This is a genomic window from Paraburkholderia ribeironis (genome assembly GCF_900019265.1).
GTDB classification, from domain to species: Bacteria; Pseudomonadota; Gammaproteobacteria; order Burkholderiales; family Burkholderiaceae; genus Paraburkholderia; species Paraburkholderia ribeironis.
This window is the reverse complement of the sequence record NZ_CYGX02000014.1, coordinates 25,277-46,241: the sequence shown is the minus strand read 5'-3', so window position 1 is coordinate 46,241 and position 20,965 is coordinate 25,277. Positions and strand designations below refer to the sequence as shown.

Sequence of the window (20,965 nt, the reverse complement as noted above, 5' to 3'; positions counted from 1 at the left end):
CGACTGCAGCCATAAGTAGGAGAGCTTGTGCTGGTTTCAGGATTGCCGTAACCCGAACTTTCCTGAGCTTCACGGAAGCAAGCTGGAAGCGGGCTGCCGGCTCGCCAACCGCACTAGTCGCCCCAACTCAGCGGCGGTGCCGTTGAAAACGTCGAAGTCGGCTGGGACGGGACTATTGTGAAAGTGGTCTGCGCGCTGCCAGAACTTGAAATCCGACCACGCAGGCGGCAACTTCGGCGAGCTTGCCTTCGTCCAATCCGCAATCCATAGCGGAAACCGGGCAAATTCGGCAGCGTTAAGATAGTCGTGGCCGGTGTCCCAGTCGGTGTAGATCATAGGTGTGCATTTCATGGTCTCCTCTACCCGCTGGAGCGCCGCTGAAAGAACCCGATCGACCGTCGTAACGTCTGGCAGAGCGACGTGGAGCGGAAAACTCATGCGCTCGATGTCGATCGTAAGGCATAAGTCACGCGGCGTAGCCGGTCCTATCGTGTCGACGGCGGCGTCAACCTGTTTGATGGGGTCCTCATCTACGCGGAGAAAAAGATATGCGCCCCGGTAAACGCCCCGTTTCTCCATGAGCTTCCAGTTCTCGAGAAACTCGGGGTCGCGCCGCGTGCCATAGGCGACACGTGCGAACGCGAAATCGATGCGAGGCGCAACCGCGAAGACCGCCTCCGCCCCTGACTTGCCTTTGCCCGACCATTGGGAAACATCGAGTCCGCGGGGGTGCTCCGGCATCGAATCGACGACGGCAACCTCTTTGCCATCGCGCTCGGGAAGGAAGGCACCGATTTGCTGCGCCGACCGCCCCGCCTCACTGGCCCCCGTGGAGGCCGTGGGCCCTGACGCCCCTACGGACGCCGGCTCGCTCCCTGCAGCTTCATCGGCCTGCGGATTTGTTGCGTTGGCATCGACGGCGACCGGTGATCTCACGACGGCAGAAACTGCAGCTGTGGGCGCTGAAGCCGGCACGTCCCCCCCATCGGTTTGGCGCGTCCCGCCCCCACTTGCATGCTCCTGGTGAATCCAGGCGCGTTCGGACAATGCAAGCCCAGCCACTGCAACGCAAAGAAAAGTGAGCATGGCTCCGATGAGTAGCCTGCGCCGACGCAGCCCGGTCTGGCAGTTCGGTTCACTCCCGCGCGGGACGTGCTGCCGGTCCCCTCCGCTGGGTTCGAACCGGGCGCGTGGGGCTTCCTGTGAATCATGCGCGGCTGAGTTCTCTCTCGTGTCCTGAGCATTGGCGTCCGATCCACCGAGGCACACAACGGAAGCCCCGACATCGTCCGAACTTTTGGGAGCCCCCCCAGCGTCCGCTCGACTCAGTGCATCGCGTCCGTGGGAAGAAGGCTCCGTCGTCTCCGATCGAATGGGCGCCCCGAGCGCAGCCAGTAATGCGACGCGCTCGACGGGCCGAATAAGCAATATCCCTTGAGTAGTTTCGTGGACGAGATCAAAGGCGTCGTGCCCAAGTCGCGCGCTCCGGTAAAGAACCTCGCCCGCGCTGTTCACTATGGTCGCAGGGTCTTCCGTGTAGTCACCCGCTTCGTTGATCACAATGCGTGGCTTGCCGCGCACAACTTCCACACGTGGCTCGCTGAAGATTGCCCCAATGCAGCGGACGTCGCCCCGCGGCGCCTGCAATGCATGGTGTATCTGCATGAAACCCGCGGTGACGAGCAGATCAAGCAACATCGCGACTTCGAGTGTGTGTTCGATCTCACGTAGGTGCTCGGCCCACGCGCACGCTGGCACATAGAAAAAGGCGCCGGCGTACGCGGGCTGGATCATCAAGGCCCGCTCGGACGACTCGCCGAACCATGCTTCACTCCAGAGATCTCGCAGCGACGCCGGACCTCTCGCGGTCATGTCTAACACATTATTCAGCCAGCCGCGCTCAACGTCTGAGAGTGACTGGATAACGCGGGTAACACGGTCCGTATCCATAGCCAAACAGCCTGTGTATGCGGGAGGATATCCGGCCAAGCCGTGGCCCATACCGGAACGGATTTGTTCGAACGCCGGCGCGAATGGTGGACAGACCTGGTCCATTCCACCCCCTTACCGCGGCGCTTTGATGTAGCCGGCGTTGTCTCGACGGCTACATGCGTGGTTTGCGCGATCAGTTGCTGCCGCCGTCTCCACCGGAACCGCTGTCGCCGCTTCTATTGCCACCACTGTTGCCCTCCGACGCGCCTCCCGAACTACCGGCTCCGCCGCCCGAACCAGAGTCATCAGCCGAAATGCTGATGTACTTGGACGGGAAGTACTTCGCCATCCACGCTTGCGCGAGCTGCGACGCCGTTATCCGTTTGAGGTAGTAGGTGATCGGGGCGCCGATGTTCCCCGCAAGAGACTTCTGGATGTAATCGTCGAGCGCGTCCATCATCGAATTGGTGTCGATGACTTTGTTCTTGCCATCATCGATGTCCGAGAGGGCCGACAGCGCGCTTTCCATCTGGTTCGACTTCATGGCCATGAATTCCTGACCGGTGCGGGCGCGGTCAGCAGCGGACGACACCGATTCCTGGTCCGTCGCCATTGCGCCCTGCAACTTGAGCAAAGCCGTCATCGACTTGTCACCGTCGCTATTGGCAAACTGCTTGACCCCCATCTGCACTTCGTTGGACTTGATTGAAGGGATGGAGCCAACGGTGACGAGGGTGCAATGAGAAGTGACGTTCTGCGCAGAAAGGAGCGACTTCGCGTCCTTGCTAAACGCGCTGTTCACACCAAACCCGCCCGATGCGTTCTCGAACCAGCCCGCCACCTTGAATTGGGTCTGGAGCGACGCGGCCACGCTTTCCATCGCCTCGCTGCTACGCGTCTCGGTCGTGTTAAGGATGTGGACCATGCCGATAAAGCACGAGCCCATCGTTGCGCCGGAAAGGATAGTCAGCGCCTTTTCTTCCTTCGTGTTGGACTGGGCCGCGACCTGCTGCATTGACGCGATCGAGTCGGTCTTGATCATCGCATCCGGAAAGCAGGAATTAAAAGCACGGATGCCTTTGTCCACATCCAGGATGAACGGAGCGAGCAATACGGCGTCCTTGTGTGTACACGTCACGCTGATCACGAGCGTGCCCGCGATGTCGTGGTTCTGTACCTGGCTGTCGACCTGGCTCGCTGCAGACCCCGACGCCTGGGTTGCAAACTCGTCCCCGAAAAATCCCACCTGCCCGCTCACGAACGACGCGATTTTCGACGCGTGGGTTCCAGAGCGGGAGTCACTTGTATCGTTCGAGAAGAACTGCACGTTCATCTTGAGGCTGTCGGCCGAAAGCGGCATCTGCTTGAGCTGCGATCGATTGAAATCGACGGGACTCTCGACTGAGTCGCTGATACCGGATATTTTTGCCTTGAGCGGCTGGGCGGCCTTGATCGCCGCAACTTTGGTTTTAGCAAATGCCTGTGCTGCGGTCGCAATATCCTTGCCAACGGAAACCGACTCGGCATCGACCTCAGACGTGTCGATGCCCATGCCAGCAAGCTCCTGCGAGGTCATGTCAAGCGAGCGCTTTGCCGAGATCAGCGAGTTGAGGGTGTCTTCTGCGGCGTCGGCAGGCGCATGGGCCGCTGCAATTTGCTCGAGCACTTCGAGGCGTTCGAGGCTGACGAGATTCCCGAGCGCGAGCGCCGGATCGTAGGGAATTGCTGAAGGCATGATTGGATTTACTCCTTTTGGTCGGTATCGATGTAAACGATCTCTTCGTTACTGCGGTTGCGACGACAAAATCACCTCACTACGCCGGCAGGTCCAGTGGGTTGCCCCATTTGCGGCACGCTGCACAGGCTTGCGAAAAACTAAGACGGCACCATTCCGTGTTCATCGTGGAGATAGGCCTTGATCTGACGACGGGAAATGCCAAACGTTGAGTGCAATACTTCGGGGGGCCATTCGCGCGCGAGCGCCGTTCGGATGGCAGCACGTCTAAGCGCGAGGAAGAGTCCCCAGACGCTGGGAATGTAGATCTGCCCATTCACGTCGGCAATATCACGCCATTGTTTGTATGTCGTTTCCGGCACAAACAAGCCCGTCTGCTGAAAGAACTTCTTGTGGCGCGTTGGCAAGTAGAGACGTCGCCCCCCGTGAGCTGTCACAAGATCCAGCATCGTCGCGAAGCTGGTTGAGCGCACAACGTCTGCGAGCGACCCTGGCAGGCAGCTGAGCACAAGATCGCGATTGCGCTCACAGAATCCGATACACGCCTCGCGGAACTCTCCGGTGAGCAAGCCAGCACCGCCTATAGACTGGATGAAGCACTCCTCCTCCCGCACCGCGGCGGGGCCCCCGTGATTCATCGCGTGATGATTGATTGTCCGCACAGGATTTCTCCCTTTGTCCAACGAATGAAGGGTACCCACGGGACCGTGTTGAAAATAGGGGAACCGGCTTCCCTGGTCGTACGAAATCCACCATTGCTTAATGAGTTGGGGATGCGACCGCCGGGCAAAGCTGATTGCTCTGCGCTAGCGGCGACAGTCACCGATCCAGGCACCGGGCAGGTCTGGCGCTTTGGGGGCGCAGGGATAGGATGGCGCGGACCGATGCATCGTGGAGTCCTCTGCCGACCAATGTCCCGGCGCGGGAATCTGGTTTGCCGGCAACCGCAACACTGGAAGAACGCGGGTACGCGGGTGCCTTCGAGACGATGGTCAACGATTTGCGTTTGGTGCTGCCCCGGGGCGCCACAGTGTCAAGCTTCGCCCGGAGAGGTCGTCCTGGATGGAGATACGTTGCGGTCGAAGTCCGAGTGTCGGCGGACACATCACGCCGGCCAACCAGCGGAAGCGCGCAAAGATCCGCCCAGCATCGGGCGAAGTGGATTCTGCAGACCGACTCTGCAGAATCCTTTCAAGACAAGGCGGAGGCGGTTCACCTAAACGCGGCTGCGCCGGCCAAAGCAGTGCGACTGTTCGGTATTAAGTCCCCTCGGGGGAGCTCCTCGCCCCGTCCGCTCAATTATCACGTAAGCGATGCCGCACTCGGGATCAAACGGGCTTGATCCTTGACCCACTTGAAAGCATAGAATCCCTTCGGTCTATGAATCTGCGAATCAAGCGTCGCACAGCTCGCAATAAGGTAGTCAGTGACCGATTTGTCCGACGGGGCTCCTCCGTTCCCTGCCGCCGCGCCCAGGCTCTCTGCCGCGGCCAACCACGCTGCATCGACTCCCAGCGTAGCGTTTTGCACGTACCTTCGCAGGTGCTCGAGCACCGGCTTGTCTAGTGCCTCGCCAGGCACGGGCTTCTCGCCGCAGGTGGTATCTGCCCGGGTGGTATCCGCCGGCGCTCGACAGATATTCACCGGGTTCCAGGTAACGATCGAAAAAAAGTTGCCTACGCGGGACTCGGCGTTTCCAAGATCACCTGTGATCGGATTGGTGTCGAAGTCAAACATCAAATCCTGCAAACGCGGCGCGCTCGCGCCGGCGACTGCCGTCATTCCATAACGGAGCGTCGATTCAAGCCACGCTTTGTTGGGACCTTGCCGTGCGATGAAAAGCTCGACGTCAGCCAGCGATTTGCACTCGTCGCTCATCTGTTGCATGAGCGGCTTGATGACGATGGCTATCCAGTTTTGCGGAACGATATGACCTTGATGGTCAAAGACATCCGTTCCGGCAACCTTCATGTACGTGAAGCTGCCGACTGCAAACCGAGCGCCTTTGGCTTCCAATGGGAACGCGTGATAGCGGGTCGCGCTTCCGGTGGCTCCATTGAATTGGTACTTGCTGTTGTAGCCGTGAACGAGGCTATTCTTTGCGATATCGTCTGCCATGAAATTTCTCCGAAACGGGTGAACGCCTGGCGCGGCATCCTGCGAGCACCTTTGGGCGCGGAATATACGGGTTCACCTAACCAAGCGGCCGGCGGAACGAACCCTGCACGATGTGCGAGTCGAGATTAGAGGCGCTTCAGACGAGATGGTAGGGGCACAACATTGCCTGGCAGAGCGCCCTGTCTTCAAGTGTCGCTGCAGCACACTCGATCGGAACTGCTCGCAAAAGCGCACGTCACTGAGAAGAGACGCTTTGTTGCGTTGAAGAGGTAGAAATCGGCCGGGTTCGAGGCCTTGACTGAAATCCGCCGAACGCCAAGAGCACGGGCAACATCGGGCGACTCGACTGCCACTCTGGCTGCAATGACCGACGTTGGGAAATTATGCCGGGAGGAGATTTAACCCACAAAACGATGGCCGACGCCGGCGGCTTTTATGCACCGGGCCGGCCGGGGGGCAGGCGACAAGCATGGCTGCGATCAATCGCATTCGCGACTTCTCTGCGCCCTATCCCGTCAACTAGATGGCCTGTGAAATCACTATTGCGGATGCACGTCGGACAAAGGTCACGAAACCGCCACCGGCATCAAGACCAGTCGATCGGGCGTCGACTGCGGATTGAACGGGAACGGCGGTTTATGGCCCTGGATCGTCATCTTCGCGTAGTTCAGTGCGGCGAGCGCTGAGCCGGCAACCAGACCAAGGTCACGCTCAACGATCAACTCGTCTTTCGAGTCATGACCCGAGAGCACGTCGATCATCCGGTCCAGTGTCGTAAGAGCATCGTTGTCGCTTTTGGCGTTGTTGTAGAGGTTGACACGCCCGGCGAGGCCGAACAGCTTGTCCAGTTGCAGGAAGCCTGTGTCTTGCTGGACGTGGGAGATATCGATAGTGGGTCTCATGACTTATCCGAATAAATGGCGCGTAAATGAAATGGACGAAGGTTCTCAAATAAAGCATGTTAGCTTCATCCGTGCCCCGCTCCACGGCACCTGCCGTCGACGGTGACATCACATTAGAACTCGCCATTCTCTCTCGGTAGGGGGAGCGCGTTCCCTATACGGAAAATTGAACCGTCGTCGTCGCACCCCGCCCTTTAGCACTGACTTTTACCCACATCCTACTGTCCTGAATTGAAGATACGGAACATCTCGGCGATTTCGTGTAGGACGAGAAAGCCTCGCCAGATGACGGTAGCGCCGGGCGGAGGATCGTTGCGGCGATTCAGGTAGCCGCCAAGGGTGGCGATCCATAGCACCGCCTGATCCAGGGATGACACCCGGTCCGGTGGCCAGGTGGTGCGATGTACACGGCAATACAGCACCTGCCATTCGACGGGCTGGAGCACCATCTCGCCGGGCAAATCACCATCGAGGCGCGCGAGAGGTGTGGTGTAGAGGATGGGCCATGCGACTATCGTGTTTGTTCAGCGACACGGTTGATAATGCAAGGGCCAGCGCGACGATTTACAGTTTGATGCTGACGTGCAGGGCCTGCGCCGTCGAGCAGTACGACTATCTGCCGCACATACTCACCGAGCTGCCGCAACGCGCGCCGGATGCCGGCCCACCGACCTGCTGCCGTTCATCTACGCACGGCAACAGCAGGCAAAGGTGCAGACCAGCTGACGCACAGGATGCGTGTCGGTCATCGCCCGACACCCGACACTCACACCCTCTTCAAAGGTGACCTCTCTTGTCGTGCCATCCTCTTGTATTTCTGTAGCGGAAAATCCCCAGTCTCTGAAGACTCTGTTCTTGAAGTGTTTGATTTTTACTTCGGGCACCTCGTTTAGACAGAACACTGTATCTATTGCCCGACATCAAATGTCGTTGAAACCCCTAAGTCAATGAGTCAATGAACTGCTATGTTCATTGGGTCTCTCGGCAACTTTCGGAAATGGGACGTCAATGAACTTATTATGGATCAAGGAAACGCAAACTCGAATCGGAATGTTCGCCGTTCTGCTGACAATGCTTGGTTTGTACGGTTGTGGTGGCTCCGATGGGAGTCCAGACGCCGATCCGAAGCTCGCGGACGCCGACGCAAAGCTCGCGCCATATTATACGCAGGCCATATCGTGGCATGACTGCAGCTCTGGCAACTTCCAGGGGCTTGACGAGGACTTGCTGTACCAACTATCGAGCAGGACAAGATGTGCATCGGTGATGGTGCCGCTCGACTACGACGATATTTCCAAAGGTAACGCCAGCATTGGCATCCTGAAAGTCAGCGCCGGCAGATCTGCCGGCACGCTTGGTGCAATATGGACGAATCCGGGTGGGCCTGGCGAAAGTGGGCTGAATATGCCTTTGGGACTGTCGAAGTTGTGGCTTCTTGGAAATTCTGCAAATCCTTTAGGTGAAAAGTTCCTGCGGCTTACCGACGCCTACGACGTGATTGGATTTGATCCACGCGGTGTGGGCTCCAGTGTCCAACTGGTATGCAGCTCGAATGCCACTGCCGGATTCATCCCTTTCACCGACCGTTCTGCTGCCACAATAAACGCACAAATGAAAGGTGACCGCGACGTCGCATCCGCTTGTGGCGGCACGCCGCTCACCCCGTACATCAATACCGAATATACCGCCCGGGACATGGAGGTGATCCGTGTGGCACTGGGATACGACAAGTTAAACTATTATGGTGCGTCGTACGGGACGGCGCTTGGCGCACGCTACGCCAGTCTGTTTCCCGATCACACCGGTCGAATGATTCTTGATAGCGTCATGGATATCAATCTTCCAATTTCCGAGTATGCTCCTGGTCAGGCTCCTGCATTCCAGAAGATACTGGACGGGATCGTCGCGCCCTATGTCGCTGCCCGTAACGACGTTTTTGGCTTGGGCACGAACGCGGAGGGCGTCAAAAACATTGCCAGGACTGGTCCGGCTTGGCTCACAAGCTGGCTTGGCCATAGCCTGCCTTCGTGGCTCTATAGTCAATCGATGATTGAGTTCCTAGTCGCGCATTTGGCGGCGGCCAAAGGAATAAATAGCCTGCTTGCGGCGAATCCCACAATTTCCCCGAACGACCTCCAGACCGCAGTAGACACCCTGCAATTCTTTCCACAAGGAAACAGGGCCGCGGAATCCATCGCACGACAAGCAGCCGTGAACGCTGTTGGCAGTTACCGCGCCTTTTTGTCCGGAGCAACACAACTCCAAAGCTTCAACGGTACCTTCCGCTCTGTGACATGCAATGATGGGCCCCTGACCCATCACGACCAACAGTACTGGATCGACCTTGGGAATCTGCTCGCGCAGTCTGCTCCCCTGATTGGCGGCCGCTACTCCAGTCAACCATGTCTGTACTGGCCTTTCACGCCACGAAGACTGCCGACCTTTGGTCGTGCCTCGACGTTACCAATTCTCCTGCTGCATAACGAAAACGATGGCGCTACGCCTTTGTCCGGTGCGCGCGCGACGGCAGCCGTATTGAAAGGTTCAAGGCTCGTGGTCCAGGACATGACTTACAACCACGGCGCAGCGTATACCGGGAGTCCATGCGTCAACGGTTACATGGCCGACTACCTGCTGCAAGGCACATTGCCTCAGGGCAATGTCACGTGTGCGGGAAACGGCCTACCCGCCGAATTGAAAACGATGGATTTGGTCAGCAAATTCGCCCGTGGTGGTGCCGCAATCAAGGCGAACCCGAACGATATGTACTCTGATTCCATCCAGGCAGAGAAGGTGCTGCAGAAGCTACGTGACATGATCAGATAGCGATCTCCCGGTTCTGATGAGATGGACGGCGCTGTCACGTTGGTGGGGTGTTCGCGTAACATGACACGATGTCAAAACCGAAATCGCTTTATCACGGCCACCGGTTCCCGGCGATGGTCATCAGACATGCCGTGCGTTGTTACTTCCGGTTCCAGCTCAGCCTGCGCGACATCGAAGAGTTGCTGTTCGAGCGCGGGGTGACGGTCAGCTACGAGACGATCCGCCGCTGGTGCGATAAGTTTGGCGCGGGCTTTGCCCACCGAGTGAAAGTGGCGCGCCGCAAGCCGGGTAGCACTTCGGTCCAATCCGGCAGCACTTCGCTCTGAAGCGACATCTTCTGCGAGCTTCGCTCTATCGCAAACAGCTCACGGCCCGGTTCGCCGCATGGCGCGAATTTACCGACGTCACCCAAACTCCGTCGAATGCTTCCTGAGTCACAGTGGCCTTATGCATCGTCATCGCCGAACTCCCGTAAGTTGACAGCGCCTTCTTTGCGCGTCCGGGCGCTGCCGGCGAGAAAGAGCCAGAGCGTCGCGACGATGCGGGCCGATTCATCATCGCGTGGGTATCGATCGTGGCGATCGAGGCGGACGACCACCGGGTCAGCACTGTCGTGTCCGCGCGCGCCAGCAGCGCGAGCGCCGAGCGGCCGGCGCGCTGCGTGCGCCCGGCCTTGTCGAGCAGCACGAACGGCAGCTCGGGCAGTTGCCACTCCTGCGAGGGCACCGCCGGATCACGCGGCGGCAATAGGACGATCAGCGTGCTCAAAGGCCACTCTCTCTGTGGATTGCGTTATTCATAGTTGGTCTTGTACCCGCACGATACGCGTAGTGTGAGTCAGCGGATCGCGATAGACGAGCGCCGTGCGATCCACTTCGGCGCGCTCGTGCTGCACACTGCCGTGGACTAAAAAGTAGCTCGAATTGACGTCGAACTGATTCGGATCGATCGACGCCGATTGCACGCCGGCGGCGGTCAGCGCGAGCTGCACGTCGCCGGAGTTGCGGAAAAACACGGTCTGGCGCCGCGCGACCAACGCCTGCGCCTGCGATACGGTCATGCCCGGCACCACCGCCGCGATCACTTCGGCCGACGCGGTGTTCATGTTGATCGCGGTGACCGTCGGCAGCACGGTGACGAACGGCCGCAGCTTTGCGACGATCTCCGGTGTGTAGCCCGGAATGTCGAGCAGCGAATCGACGCCCGTCATCAAGAGCGGCGCGACCGCCACGTTGTCCTCGCTGTCCTCGATACCGGGCTGGTTCGTGAAGTTGCCGCCCGTCATACCGCCGCCGCCGACCTGCGGCGAGCTGCTGATCGACGTGCCGGTCTGAAAGCGCGTCGCCGATTGCGACAGCCCCGCGCGCACGTGCAGCGCGGTCACTTTGGCGAGCTGCCCGCTCAGGCCGAGCGACACCAGCAGGCGCTGATACGCGGCCATCTGCTCGGCGCTGATTTGCGTCACGCCGGGCGCCGGACTCGCGACCAGATTGCGCAGATTGAATCTGGACTGGGCGTCCTCGATCGAGCCCGACAGGTACGTGGCCGCGCCTTGCTCAGCGCGCACCTCGCCGATCTGGCCGAGAAAATCCGACAGCCGCGTTTTCTCGATCGGCTCGCCCCACAAGCCGCCCAGATACGTGATGCCCGCCGACGTATCGCCTTCGGAGCGCAGGATCAGCCGGGTCCAGTCGAGCGCGCCGCGCGCGACCCATTGCGCCTGCGCGAGCAGACGCTGGCTTTCGATCCGTCGAACCTGCACCTGCTGGCGCCACAAAATGCAGGAGACGAGAATTGCCGACAGCGTCACCACCAGCAACGCGCTGATGATGGCGGCGCCGCGCTGCCGTAGCTGCGCTTTCCGGCGAGAGCCACGTTCCGCAGGCAACGCAGAAGCCGCACGGCGCGCATGAGAAAAGGAGAATCTCATGTCATTCTTCACGGAGTGCCGGCATGCGCTTATGCTCCGCCCGTCACGCGAATCACTTCTTCGCGCGACGTCAGTCCCGACGCGAGCCAGCGCTCCGAATCCTCGCGCAGCGTGCGCATGCCTTGGGAGCGGCCCGCTTCGAGAATTTCGGCATCGGCCGCGTTGCGGTGGATCAGCGAGCGGATCGATTCGTCGATCAGCAACAGCTCGTAGACGCCGCGGCGTCCCGCGTAACCCGACTGGCCACAACGGTCGCAGCCGACCGGATGCCAGCGCTTGCTGCCGTCTTCCTCGGTGCGCTCTTCGCGGCACACCGGGCACAGGCGCCGCACCAGCCGCTGCGCGAGCACGCCGAGCAGCGACGAGGCGAGCAGATACGGCTCGACGCCCATGTCGGTCAGACGTGTGACGGCCGACGCCGCGTCGTTCGTGTGCAGCGTGGCGAGCACCAGGTGGCCGGTCAGCGACGCTTGCACCGCGATCTGCGCGGTTTCGAGGTCGCGGATTTCACCGATCATGATGACGTCCGGGTCCTGCCGCAGAATCGAGCGCAATGCGCGTGCGAAGGTCATGCCGATCCGTTCGTTGACCTGGGTCTGGCCGATGCCGGACAGGTCGTATTCAATCGGGTCTTCCACCGTCATGATGTTGGTGGTCGCCGTCTCCAGTCGCGACATCGACGCATACAGCGTCGTCGTCTTGCCCGAGCCGGTCGGGCCCGTCACGAGCACGATGCCGTGCGGCTTGCCGATCAGCTTGTCGAACTGGCCGAGCGTGTCGGATGCCATACCGAGCGCTTCGAGATTGAGCCGCGCCGCGTCTTTTTCGAGCAGACGCAGCACCGCGCGCTCGCCATGGCCGGTCGGCAGCGTCGATACCCGCACGTCGACCGGACGGCCGCCGACGCGCAACGTGATGCGGCCGTCCTGCGGCAAACGTTTCTCGGCGATGTCGATCTGCGCCATGATCTTGATCCGCGAGATCATGGCGCCATGCAGCGCTTTCTTGGGCCTCACCACGTCGCGCAGCGTGCCGTCGACGCGAAAACGCACTACCGACGCATTCTCGAACGGCTCGATGTGGATATCCGATGCCTGCTCGCGCGCCGCTTGCGTGAGCAGCGCGTTGATCATGCGGATGATCGGCGCGTCGTCTTCCGATTCGAGCAGATCCTCGACCTCGGGGATGTCCTGCATCAGCCGCGACAGATCGACTTCGCCTTCCACTTCGCCGACCACCTGCGCGGCGCTGCCGTCCTGGCGCGCATAGGCCTGGTTGATCGCCTGCGCGAGATCGTCGGCGGGCACGCGCACGACCGACACCACGCCGTAGTTGCGCGCGATTTCGGCAAGCGCGGCTTCGCTGGTGCGCTCGCTGATCCACACTTCAAGGCTGTCGGCATGCTGATGCGCGACCAGGATCTGGCCGCCGCGCGCAAAACCGTATGGCACGAGCCGGGCGGCAAGCGGCGAGGGCGCCGCGCGCTCGCCGGCCGCGGCATCGCCGTTCAGCGGACGTTGCGAGGGCGCGGTTTGCGCGGGCATCTGCGTCACGGACGCGCTCCCGGCGACACCGTGCTCGGCACCGCGCCGCTTGCCGGCTCGACGACGGCCGGTTGCGGCATGGTTTGCGGCACGGGTTGGGGCGTGGTCTGGGCGCCAGCTTGCGGCACGGCCTGCGGCGGTACCTGCTGAGGCACCTGTTGCGGCATCATCTGCTGGCGGCGCATCTGGTTCAGGTCGAACAGGTTCAGCGCCGGCACCCCGCCCTGGCTCGGGCCGAGCGGCATCGGCGGCACGACCGGATCGTCGTGATCCCGCATAACGTTGTTGTCCGAACGGTACGCGCCCTGCACACCCTGGATGTAGTCATAGCGGTTCGCCGTGACGGCCTGGGTGGTGTCGCGGTCGCTCAGGATCACCGGGCGCAGGAACACCATCAGGTTGGTCTTGTCGCGCGTCTTCTGCTCGGAGCGGAACAGCTGGCCCACCCACGGAATGTCGCCGAGCAGCGGCACCTTGCTGTTGTTCACCCGATAGTCGTCCTGCATCAGGCCGCCGAGCACGATGATCTCGCCGTTATCGCACAGCACGGTCGACTGGATCGAACGCTTCGTGAATTCCGGGCTCGCCGGGTTCGTCGACGCGTTGTTCATGCCGTTCACGATCGCCGAGTCTTCCGTATAGAGCTGCAGCTTCAGGATGCCGCCGTCGGTGATCTGCGGTTTGACGTGCAGAATGAGGCCGATGTCGGCGCGGTCGAACGTGTTGAACGCCGCGCTCGTCGTGCCGCTCGTCAGGTTCGAGTAGGAACCGGTCTGGATCGGCACGTTGGTACCGACGATGATCTTCGCTTCCTCGTTGTCGAGCGTGATCAGGTTAGGCGTGGATAGCACGTTGGCGTCTTCGGTCTGTGACAGCGCCTGCAGCAGCGCGCCGAGACCCTGCACGCCCAAAATGTTGTGGATCCAGCCGACGTTCAGGCCCTGCTGGAGCGGCGCGGAGCTCGAGCCGAGCGCCGCGGCCAGACCGCCGGTGGTGCCAGCGGCCGCGGCTGCAGCCGTGAGTTTAACGATGCTGTTGCCCGAGCCAGTCGCCAGATTGGTAGCGGCAAACAAGTTACCGTTCGCGACTTGCCACTGAATTCCGAGGTTGCCGCTTGTATTCGAGTTCAGCTCGACGATCAGCGCCTCTATATAGACCTGCGCGCGACGCGCATCGAGCTGGTCGATCACCGCACGCAAGTTGCGGTACGTCGCTTCGGGCGCGGTGATGATCAGCGAGTTGGTCGCGGGATCGGCCGTGATCATGCCACCGCCCTGGTCCTCGCTCTTCTCCTTGTCGCCGCCAAGAAAACCGCCGGTGTTACTGTTCGAACCCGAAGCGCCGCCGCCCAACGGCGAGTTGATCGAGCCGCTGCCGAGGCCGCCCGACGGCAACGGCGGCGTGCCCGCCGTACTCGTCGAGCTGCTGCTGTTCGACAGACCGCCGCCACCGCCGCCGCTTGTGTTCTGATTGAACGAGTTCGCCTCGTTCGAGCCGCCCGACGAGCCTTCGCCACCGCCCTCGCCGAGCATGTTGCGCAGCGTGCGCGCGAGCATCGTCGCGTCGGCGTTGCGCAGCGGCACGACGTGGATGTTGCCCGGCATCGTGGTCGGAGTGTCGAGTTGCTTCGCGAGCTCCTTGGCCGCCGCGAGGCGTGCGGCGTTCGACGCGCGCATCAGCAGCGAATTGGTTCGCGCATCCGCCGAAATCGACACCTTCAGTGTCGCGTCCGTGCTGCCGATCGAGCCCGGATCGAGCATCTTGTTCATCTGCTGCGCGATGTCGATCGCGTTGGCGTTCTTCAGCGGCACGACCGCCACCGACTGGCCCGCCGCGTTGTCGACACCCGCGATGATCTGGGCGATGCGCCGCACGTTGTCGGCGTAATCGGTAACGACGATCGTGTTGTTGGCAGGGTAGGCCGCGACAGTATTGTTCGGGGAGATCAGCGGACGCAGTACCGGCAGCAGGTTATTGGCCGATTCGTTCCTGAGCGTGAAGACTTGCGTGACGACCTGGTCGCCGCGCGCGGTCGGCACGTTGCCGGCGTAGGTCGGTACGCCTTGTAGCTTGGCGTCAGCCTCCGGCACCACTTTCAGCACGCCATGATCCTGCACGAGCGCGAAGCCCTGCATACGCAGCGCCGATTGCAACGTCTTCAGCGCCTGAACCTCAGGCACTGGGTTTTCCGATACCAGGTTCAACTGACCTGTGACCCGTGGGTCGACAATGATTGTCTTGCCGGTCGCCGCGCCGATCGCCTTCGCGACCTGGCCGATATCGGCGTTCACGAAGTTGAGTGTCACCTGTGCGTGTGCGGTCTGCGCGGTGATCAGTCCAGCCAGCAGCAATGCGGTTGCGATGCGAGATAAAGCCATACCATTTGTTTTCCGAAATTTTTATGATTCTGGTGAAAATTCAATGTGAGAGCGACGAAACGGCAGGTTTGCCCTTACATGATTTTGCTGGGAGGACGGCCAGAAAACAGCACAGCGCAGTCCACCTTTCGGGCCTTCCCGGGTCAGCTAGAATTGGTCTTTGCCAATGACGGCTGCAGAGTCAAAACCTGCAATTGGCTGCCGTCGGCCGGGTCGAGCGCGCGCCGGTCTTGCTATCGCGGTGGCACGGCGCGTGACATACCTGATGCGCAAATGCAAAACCTGTTGGAATTTGGATGCGACCTTGTTCTTCGACCCAAATGAAGTCCGTTGAGCCCATGTGCTCGTAGAAGAGAAAATTCCGGCCACGACGCCCACCGCAAAGGAAGGGGCGTGCCGCGATAGTGGAATCAGGGCGAGTCAGGACCGTCACGATAGGGATTACTGACATTGCCAGTGAATAGAACCGCGTGGCAACTGTTCGATCTGTATCGCCGTCTTTCATTTGCCCTTTTCGGATCATGTGCATGATTTGGATACCGGAGCGGATGATGCGCGCGCACCGGAAATCCTCGAATCCCATCATCGGTGTGATGATGCGCCTGATGGCGCGATGGTCCTGCTCGATGATTTTGTTCAGCTACCTGTTCTGTCGGACCTTGATCGGTGTGGGCCGCCCGGCGTTGAGCACCTGGACCGCAGCCAGATCGGCTGCCGCACTGTCCACGGCAGCCGTTTCGGGCTCACCGTTCCGTGCAATCGCCTTCTCGAAGTAACGTCGAGCGGCGACCTTGTCGCGATGGGCATGCAACAGGAAATCGACCGTGTTAGCCGCCTTGCCGACGGCGCGGAACAGGCACTTCCATTGTGCCCTTGACCTTCACATAGGTTTCGTCCATGCGCCAGCTCCCGCCCATGGGCCGTTTGCATTCGCGAAATTCTTTTTTGCAACGACCGTACGAGCTTGATCACCCAGCGGTGCACGCTTGAGTGATCGACCTGGATACCCCGTTCGCCCATCATTTCATCCAGATTACGCAGACTCAGCTGGTACGCCGCGCACCAGCGCACACACATCAGAATCACGTCCAACGCATAATGCAGCCGCTTTATCACGTTGCCAATACCGGCGGACTGCCTCGTGCGCGGTGTCTTCGTGTTTGCCATCATGCGTGTCATACATTTGGATTCGAACGACTCTACTCGCCCTCGCTAACGCGACGGAACCTTACTGTGCGCGCCAACTTGGTATTGCCGCGCTGATCTTCGCGAAGTCCAAGCTGCCGAAGCCCGTAACCATGTCCCAGCCTGGCTTCGCAGTGAAGCCGTAGCCATCGTAGCCGTTGTTGCCCGATGTCACGTCGTGGTACAGCGCCGTATTGCCCGGGAGATTCTCATAGAACGCCGGCGTTGGCAGGCTGAGGCTGTTGTTCTTGGCCGATTCGAGCCGCGCCCAGCCGCCCACGAAGATCGGTGATGCGAGGCTCGTGCCGCCGATTGGCGACTTCGTCTTCTGCCCGTTGACGATGATGTAGGCGCCTGTCGATCGCGCAGCATCGAACGCCACGTCGGGCAGGACACGCTTCGTCACCGAACTGCCGAGCGCCGCGGTCTGCCAGCTGGGCGCGGCTTCGTACGCGCTCACGCCCCCTCCCGTCGCCCAGATGCGCACCGCGTTGTCGACCAGCTCGCCGTTTCTGCCGCGGTCCGCGTAGTCGGCGCCGTCATTCCATACGGTTTCGCCGGCCCACCTCATGGTGCCGGTCGTGGAGAGCATCGTGCCGCCCACTGCGACGACATACGGCGAGCTCGCGGGATACGCCACGCTGTATTTGGACAGATCGATCATCGTGGTGACCGAGGTGCCGTCGGACGTGCCGATGTACCCCTGGGCGCCTTGCGGCGTATGCGATCCAACATAGGCGCCCGCATCGCCTGAAGCGACTGAGAAGATCTGCCCTTGCGCGACAGCCTGCTTGAACACGGCGTCGTCGGCGGCGAGCGCGCCCTCCGAATACGTCGCATCTTCGTCGGTCCCGAGCGACACATTGATGATGGTCGCCTTGTTGTCGATCACCGCTTTGTTGAAAGCGGCGGTCAGCGTTGCGGCGGTGACACGGTTGTAGCTGTCACCGCTCATGGCCGGATAGAAGATCAGCTCCTTGACGCCGCCGGATGTGCCGATGATGACCTGGCTGTCGAGAGCCCACTCGGTGGGATCGGTGTCGGTGGGATCGGTGTCGTGGACCGGGGTGCCCGATCCATCCTCGACGACGGCCGTGTTGACCTCCGGCAGGTGTGCGTTTTGCGTGAAGGTGTTCAGGTCGGCAATGGTCTTGGTCATGTCGCCCCAGGTGATGATGCCCACCGTCGTGTTGGTCGCGGCGGGCAGACTGCTCGCGTCATAGATCTTCGCGAAATCGGTTGGCTGGTGGCCGACCAGCTGCGACGCGTCTGTCGTGTTCTTCTCAATGGAGTTCGGTTCGATGACCGCTTCCGGCGCGAAGCGTTGGAGCATGCTGTGCGGCACGACCGCATTCTGCAGGCCGAGTACCGAATCAACGATCGAGCCGAGCGATGGCGGGACAAAGGCTGACAAATCGTTCCCGTAGACCGGCTTGCCGTTATAGTTGAAGCGCTTGATGCTCGTCTGGAAGGCGCTTTGCACGTTGTTTGCGTTGCCGTCGGCGAAGATCAGCATGTTGTTCTCCGATACGGAGACGTTGCGGAAGCCGTTCGCCTTCAGATGAGCGACTACGGCCGCGACCTGCGCGTCGGTCGGCGAGAAGCGCGCCCTGAACTCGGCCGGCGTGAGGTACCTGTGGTAACTGGCGCTACCCGGCTGATTGAGGTCGCGAAGGAACCTGTCGAGCTGGTCCACGTTGCGGTGCTTCAGTGCCACGGTGATGTGCAGCGGCTGACTCAATTCGAGCGGCGTCACATTCGTATCGGTCAGCGCCGGAATGCTGAGGCTGTTCAGCGAGTAGCGGCGCGCCGCATCGGGGCCGGCCGATGCCGGCGCATTCGACAGGAGGAACGCTTGGGTGCGGGTCGAGACCCAATTGGTCGTCGCTCGGGCGGGCAGCGGGATCATCGTGACCGCTACGCCAAGCGACAGGGCCGCCAGTTCAAAGGCTCTTAGGAATTTGCGATTGCCGAAATGAATTGTCTGCACTAGAAGCTCCGAAATTCCAACGAAGATGGGATGCAGCGGCACACCCGCCAGACTCCCAGAGAAGAATTTGTACCGCCTCGACATGATCCGTGTTGGTTCCATACTTTCATCTTCCAGCGTTGGCGGCACGTGTATATGGTGATATTGGGCATCGAGCCAGGGAGACCTATTCCTGGACACGTGGCCCCTCGTCAGGCAATGCGCCTTGCAGCAGGTCAAAGGGCTTGACTGCGGCGTGGACAGAAGGCGGTCGGGGGACGATGTTGCCGTCAACGCTTAACTCGACCGCGATCTCTTCGAGAGCTGCGGCGACGTCTGTCACGTTGCATGGAGTATGAAATCCCAACTTTGGACGGCATTCGGGATATTGCGTTAATGCTTACGAGCTTTGCCATGATTTCTCAAAGTGAATTTGCCGCAAAATATGCGCGGCCCTGGAATAGATCGCAGAGCCTTGGTACGATATGTCTCCGTATAAGAGTCGGTCACTATGGTGTTGGTCCAACCGGTCGCGAGCAAATTAGCCGGATACCTACCGTACGCTTCTAATGTGGGCGGATCATTTCAAAGCGCGACGCGCATGAGATTGTCTCCGGAGCTTCTGCCACGACGCAAGAAAATTGGAATCAATAAAACTGATATCGCGGTTTATGGTGGGATTGCAGGGTTTGCTGATGCTTGCGCATGGGTATGCCGATCCCCTCATAGCGAGGTACGCATGGCTGACTACCAGTATGGCCCGGACCGAGCCCCCGCGACTGCTCGAGAGCGGAGAGGCGAAACAATCGTACCGAAGTACACGCTGGGATCTTCGCCGCAGTTGCGCGCAGGGTGTATAGCCCGTTTCGTCGAGGGGATACATTCAATTCAACGGGGCAACCGGCTTGTTGCATTGGCGGATGTAGCGCATGAGTTCTTTATCGAGGTCCCGGGTGCTGGTGAGACCCCGCGCGTGATGAGTCGCGCTGGATGCAGGCAACCAGTCCTCGACATGGTTCAACCATGACAGATACGTGAGGTTGTAATGTATCGAGACATTCGTTTGGTCAGCAGAAAGGCGCGCAACCGTTTTATTTGGTGCACGCCCATATGAACTTCATGCTCCTCGAGATATTTCTGCAAGCGTTCAAGACCAAAGCATTCTTGCGTACGCGGATGCGCGGTGGGAACCTGTGCTTCCAAGCGCTGCCCGGACCGGAGGTCGAATATCTGGCGAAAGGCAAGGTGCCTACGCCGTTGGAATTCGGTGTGAAGTTATTCGACAGCGAAAGCGGAAGTACCGGAACTCGCTGGCGTAAAGCATGTATTCGTCAAGGCGTCGGCACAGGTGAACAACCGCGCTGAAACCAGTCATCTGCCCACCCGCCGGCGCGAGCGCCAGATGCAGGGTTTCCGCGATTCACGCGTCGAAGTCTCTGCAATCTGCCAACAGGGCCTCACTCGAAAGCCTTGCTTAAGATTCCACAGATTGTTCACGGCCGTCGGACAAGATGGAAGCTACAATCCAACGCGGACGGCGCAGTGCATTCATAGTGGCATTGTCAGGTTAGCGAGGTGATCAGTTAGGATAGTGCGTTGAAGAAATCGAAATCGGTTTATCGCGGCCACCGTTTTCCCGCCGCAGTGATCAGTTGCGCGGTACGCTGGTATTTCCGCTTTCAGTTGAGCTTGCGCGATATCGAGGAGTTGCTCTTTGAGCGCGGGGTGATCGTGAGCTACGAGACGATCCGATGCTGGTGCGACAAATTCGGCACGAGCTTGGCGCACCGGGTGAAAGCCGCGCGGCGCAAGCCCGGTTCAACCTGGCACCTTGACGAGATGTACGTCACGCTTCGCGGTGAACCGTATCTGCTATGGCGAGCGGTGGACGGGCATGGCGCCGAACTCGACATCCTGGTGCAGAAGCGGCGCGACACGGCCGCGGCCAAGCGCTTTTTCAAGCGGGTGCTGCGCTCAAACCCGGTACCCCGCAAGATCGTTACCGACCAGTTGCGCACCGACCCGGCGGCCAAAGCCGAAATCCCGGAGCTGGCGAGCGTGAAGCATGTGTTCGTTAAAGCGGCGGCCCGGGTGAACAACCGCGTCGAGAACAGCCATCAACCCACGCGTGAACGCGAGCGGCGCATGCGCGGCTTTCGTGAGCCGAAATACACGCAGAAATTTCTTTCTTGCTTCGGGCCAATCCGCCAACATTTCGCGCTCAAGCGACATCGGCTGCGTGCCTGGCTTTATCGCAAACAGCTTGCCGCACGATTTGTGGCTTGGCGCGAATTTACCGAAAGCACCCAAAATCCGCCCCTCGCTTTCTGATTGGCCGGCCTGCAGGCCATCAACTCGTCTCATTTCGCTAAGTTGACAATGCCGGAACAGGTAATCCCCTCAGCGTCGATTGCCGACGTACTGGTGATAAAGTCCTCGGAACCGC

General features: G+C 60.3%; 12 protein-coding genes and 5 pseudogenes. 5 read left to right on the top strand and 12 right to left on the bottom strand.

Going from position 1 to position 20,965, the window contains the following annotated elements; genetic code table 11:
* Window positions 1-69: 69 nt before the first annotated feature.
* The 6 genes from BN2475_RS07560 to BN2475_RS07535 all read right to left on the bottom strand — a co-directional run bounded on the left by BN2475_RS07560 (window position 70) and on the right by BN2475_RS07535 (window position 7,148).
* The gene (locus BN2475_RS07560; protein WP_159444532.1) at window positions 70-1,950 is read right to left on the bottom strand and encodes a GH25 family lysozyme; all 1,881 of its coding nucleotides are present in this window, start codon (window positions 1,948-1,950) and stop codon (window positions 70-72) included.
* A gap of 175 nt (window positions 1,951-2,125) precedes the next feature.
* Window positions 2,126-3,667, bottom strand: a complete 1,542-nt coding sequence (locus tag BN2475_RS07555) for a hypothetical protein (protein ID WP_094778926.1) — start codon at window positions 3,665-3,667, stop codon at window positions 2,126-2,128.
* Between the two features lie 140 nt (window positions 3,668-3,807).
* Complete coding sequence (locus tag BN2475_RS07550; RefSeq protein ID WP_143325742.1) at window positions 3,808-4,329, bottom strand: hypothetical protein; 522 nt, start codon at window positions 4,327-4,329, stop codon at window positions 3,808-3,810.
* A 640-nt stretch (window positions 4,330-4,969) separates the two neighbouring features.
* Window positions 4,970-5,785: a hypothetical protein gene (locus tag BN2475_RS07545; RefSeq protein WP_094778924.1), complete on the bottom strand. Its 816-nt coding sequence runs from the start codon at window positions 5,783-5,785 to the stop codon at window positions 4,970-4,972.
* Between the two features lie 566 nt (window positions 5,786-6,351).
* Complete coding sequence (locus BN2475_RS07540) at window positions 6,352-6,687, bottom strand: hypothetical protein (protein ID WP_094778923.1); 336 nt, start codon at window positions 6,685-6,687, stop codon at window positions 6,352-6,354.
* A gap of 218 nt (window positions 6,688-6,905) precedes the next feature.
* Window positions 6,906-7,148, bottom strand: a complete 243-nt coding sequence (locus tag BN2475_RS07535; RefSeq protein ID WP_245841173.1) for an IS4 family transposase — start codon at window positions 7,146-7,148, stop codon at window positions 6,906-6,908.
* 47 nt (window positions 7,149-7,195) lie between these two features.
* Between BN2475_RS07535 and BN2475_RS07530 the strand changes: the two are divergent.
* The 3 genes and pseudogenes from BN2475_RS07530 to BN2475_RS35330 all read left to right on the top strand — a co-directional run.
* A pseudogene (locus BN2475_RS07530) lies at window positions 7,196-7,413 on the top strand (transposase domain-containing protein); the annotation flags it as partial.
* Window positions 7,414-7,695: 282 nt separating this feature from the next.
* Window positions 7,696-9,513: an alpha/beta hydrolase gene (locus tag BN2475_RS07525; RefSeq protein WP_094778922.1), complete on the top strand. Its 1,818-nt coding sequence runs from the start codon at window positions 7,696-7,698 to the stop codon at window positions 9,511-9,513.
* Between the two features lie 68 nt (window positions 9,514-9,581).
* Window positions 9,582-9,809, top strand: a pseudogene (locus BN2475_RS35330) (IS6 family transposase); the annotation flags it as partial.
* Window positions 9,810-10,116: 307 nt separating this feature from the next.
* On the opposite strand, the pseudogene BN2475_RS07515 reads toward BN2475_RS35330, so the two are convergent.
* The 6 genes and pseudogenes from BN2475_RS07515 to BN2475_RS07490 form a co-directional block, all read right to left on the bottom strand.
* Window positions 10,117-10,281, bottom strand: a pseudogene (locus BN2475_RS07515) (type II secretion system protein GspL); the annotation flags it as partial.
* 28 nt (window positions 10,282-10,309) lie between these two features.
* Window positions 10,310-11,443 carry a type II secretion system minor pseudopilin GspK gene (gspK, locus tag BN2475_RS07510; RefSeq protein WP_094778921.1) on the bottom strand — a complete coding sequence of 378 codons (1,134 nt, stop codon included), beginning with the start codon at window positions 11,441-11,443 and terminating at the stop codon, window positions 10,310-10,312.
* Window positions 11,444-11,472: 29 nt separating this feature from the next.
* Window positions 11,473-12,987, bottom strand: coding sequence for a type II secretion system ATPase GspE (gene gspE / locus BN2475_RS07505; protein ID WP_245841175.1), 1,515 nt, complete (start codon window positions 12,985-12,987; stop codon window positions 11,473-11,475).
* Window positions 12,988-12,992: 5 nt separating this feature from the next.
* Window positions 12,993-15,365: a type II secretion system secretin GspD gene (gene gspD, locus BN2475_RS07500; RefSeq protein WP_094778919.1), complete on the bottom strand. Its 2,373-nt coding sequence runs from the start codon at window positions 15,363-15,365 to the stop codon at window positions 12,993-12,995.
* A gap of 451 nt (window positions 15,366-15,816) precedes the next feature.
* Window positions 15,817-16,535: pseudogene (locus BN2475_RS07495) on the bottom strand (IS6 family transposase); the annotation flags it as partial.
* 58 nt (window positions 16,536-16,593) lie between these two features.
* A complete protein-coding gene (locus BN2475_RS07490; protein ID WP_094778953.1) occupies window positions 16,594-18,459 on the bottom strand; it encodes a S53 family peptidase in 1,866 nt (621 codons plus the stop codon).
* A 1,333-nt stretch (window positions 18,460-19,792) separates the two neighbouring features.
* On the opposite strand from BN2475_RS07490, the pseudogene BN2475_RS35325 reads away from it, so the two are divergent.
* Window positions 19,793-19,940: pseudogene (locus BN2475_RS35325) on the top strand (IS6 family transposase); the annotation flags it as partial.
* 175 nt (window positions 19,941-20,115) lie between these two features.
* The gene (locus tag BN2475_RS07480) at window positions 20,116-20,850 is read left to right on the top strand and encodes an IS6 family transposase (RefSeq protein WP_094778918.1); all 735 of its coding nucleotides are present in this window, start codon (window positions 20,116-20,118) and stop codon (window positions 20,848-20,850) included.
* Window positions 20,851-20,965: the final 115 nt, after the last annotated feature.

Excerpts from the sequence above, each read along its gene's own strand:
- BN2475_RS07555 (WP_094778926.1), bottom strand. The coding sequence starts at position 3,667 with ATGCCTTCAGCAATTCCCTACGATCCGGCGCTCGCGCTCGGGAATCTC.
- BN2475_RS07540 (WP_094778923.1), bottom strand. The coding sequence starts at position 6,687 with ATGAGACCCACTATCGATATCTCCCACGTCCAGCAAGACACAGGCTTC.
- BN2475_RS07525 (WP_094778922.1), top strand. The coding sequence starts at position 7,696 with ATGAACTTATTATGGATCAAGGAAACGCAAACTCGAATCGGAATGTTC.
- gspD (WP_094778919.1), bottom strand. The coding sequence starts at position 15,365 with ATGGCTTTATCTCGCATCGCAACCGCATTGCTGCTGGCTGGACTGATC.
- gspK (WP_094778921.1), bottom strand. The coding sequence starts at position 11,443 with ATGAGATTCTCCTTTTCTCATGCGCGCCGTGCGGCTTCTGCGTTGCCT.
- BN2475_RS07545 (WP_094778924.1), bottom strand. The coding sequence starts at position 5,785 with ATGGCAGACGATATCGCAAAGAATAGCCTCGTTCACGGCTACAACAGC.
- BN2475_RS07560 (WP_159444532.1), bottom strand. The coding sequence starts at position 1,950 with ATGGATACGGACCGTGTTACCCGCGTTATCCAGTCACTCTCAGACGTT.
- gspE (WP_245841175.1), bottom strand. The coding sequence starts at position 12,987 with ATGCCCGCGCAAACCGCGCCCTCGCAACGTCCGCTGAACGGCGATGCC.
- BN2475_RS07490 (WP_094778953.1), bottom strand. The coding sequence starts at position 18,459 with ATGATCCCGCTGCCCGCCCGAGCGACGACCAATTGGGTCTCGACCCGC.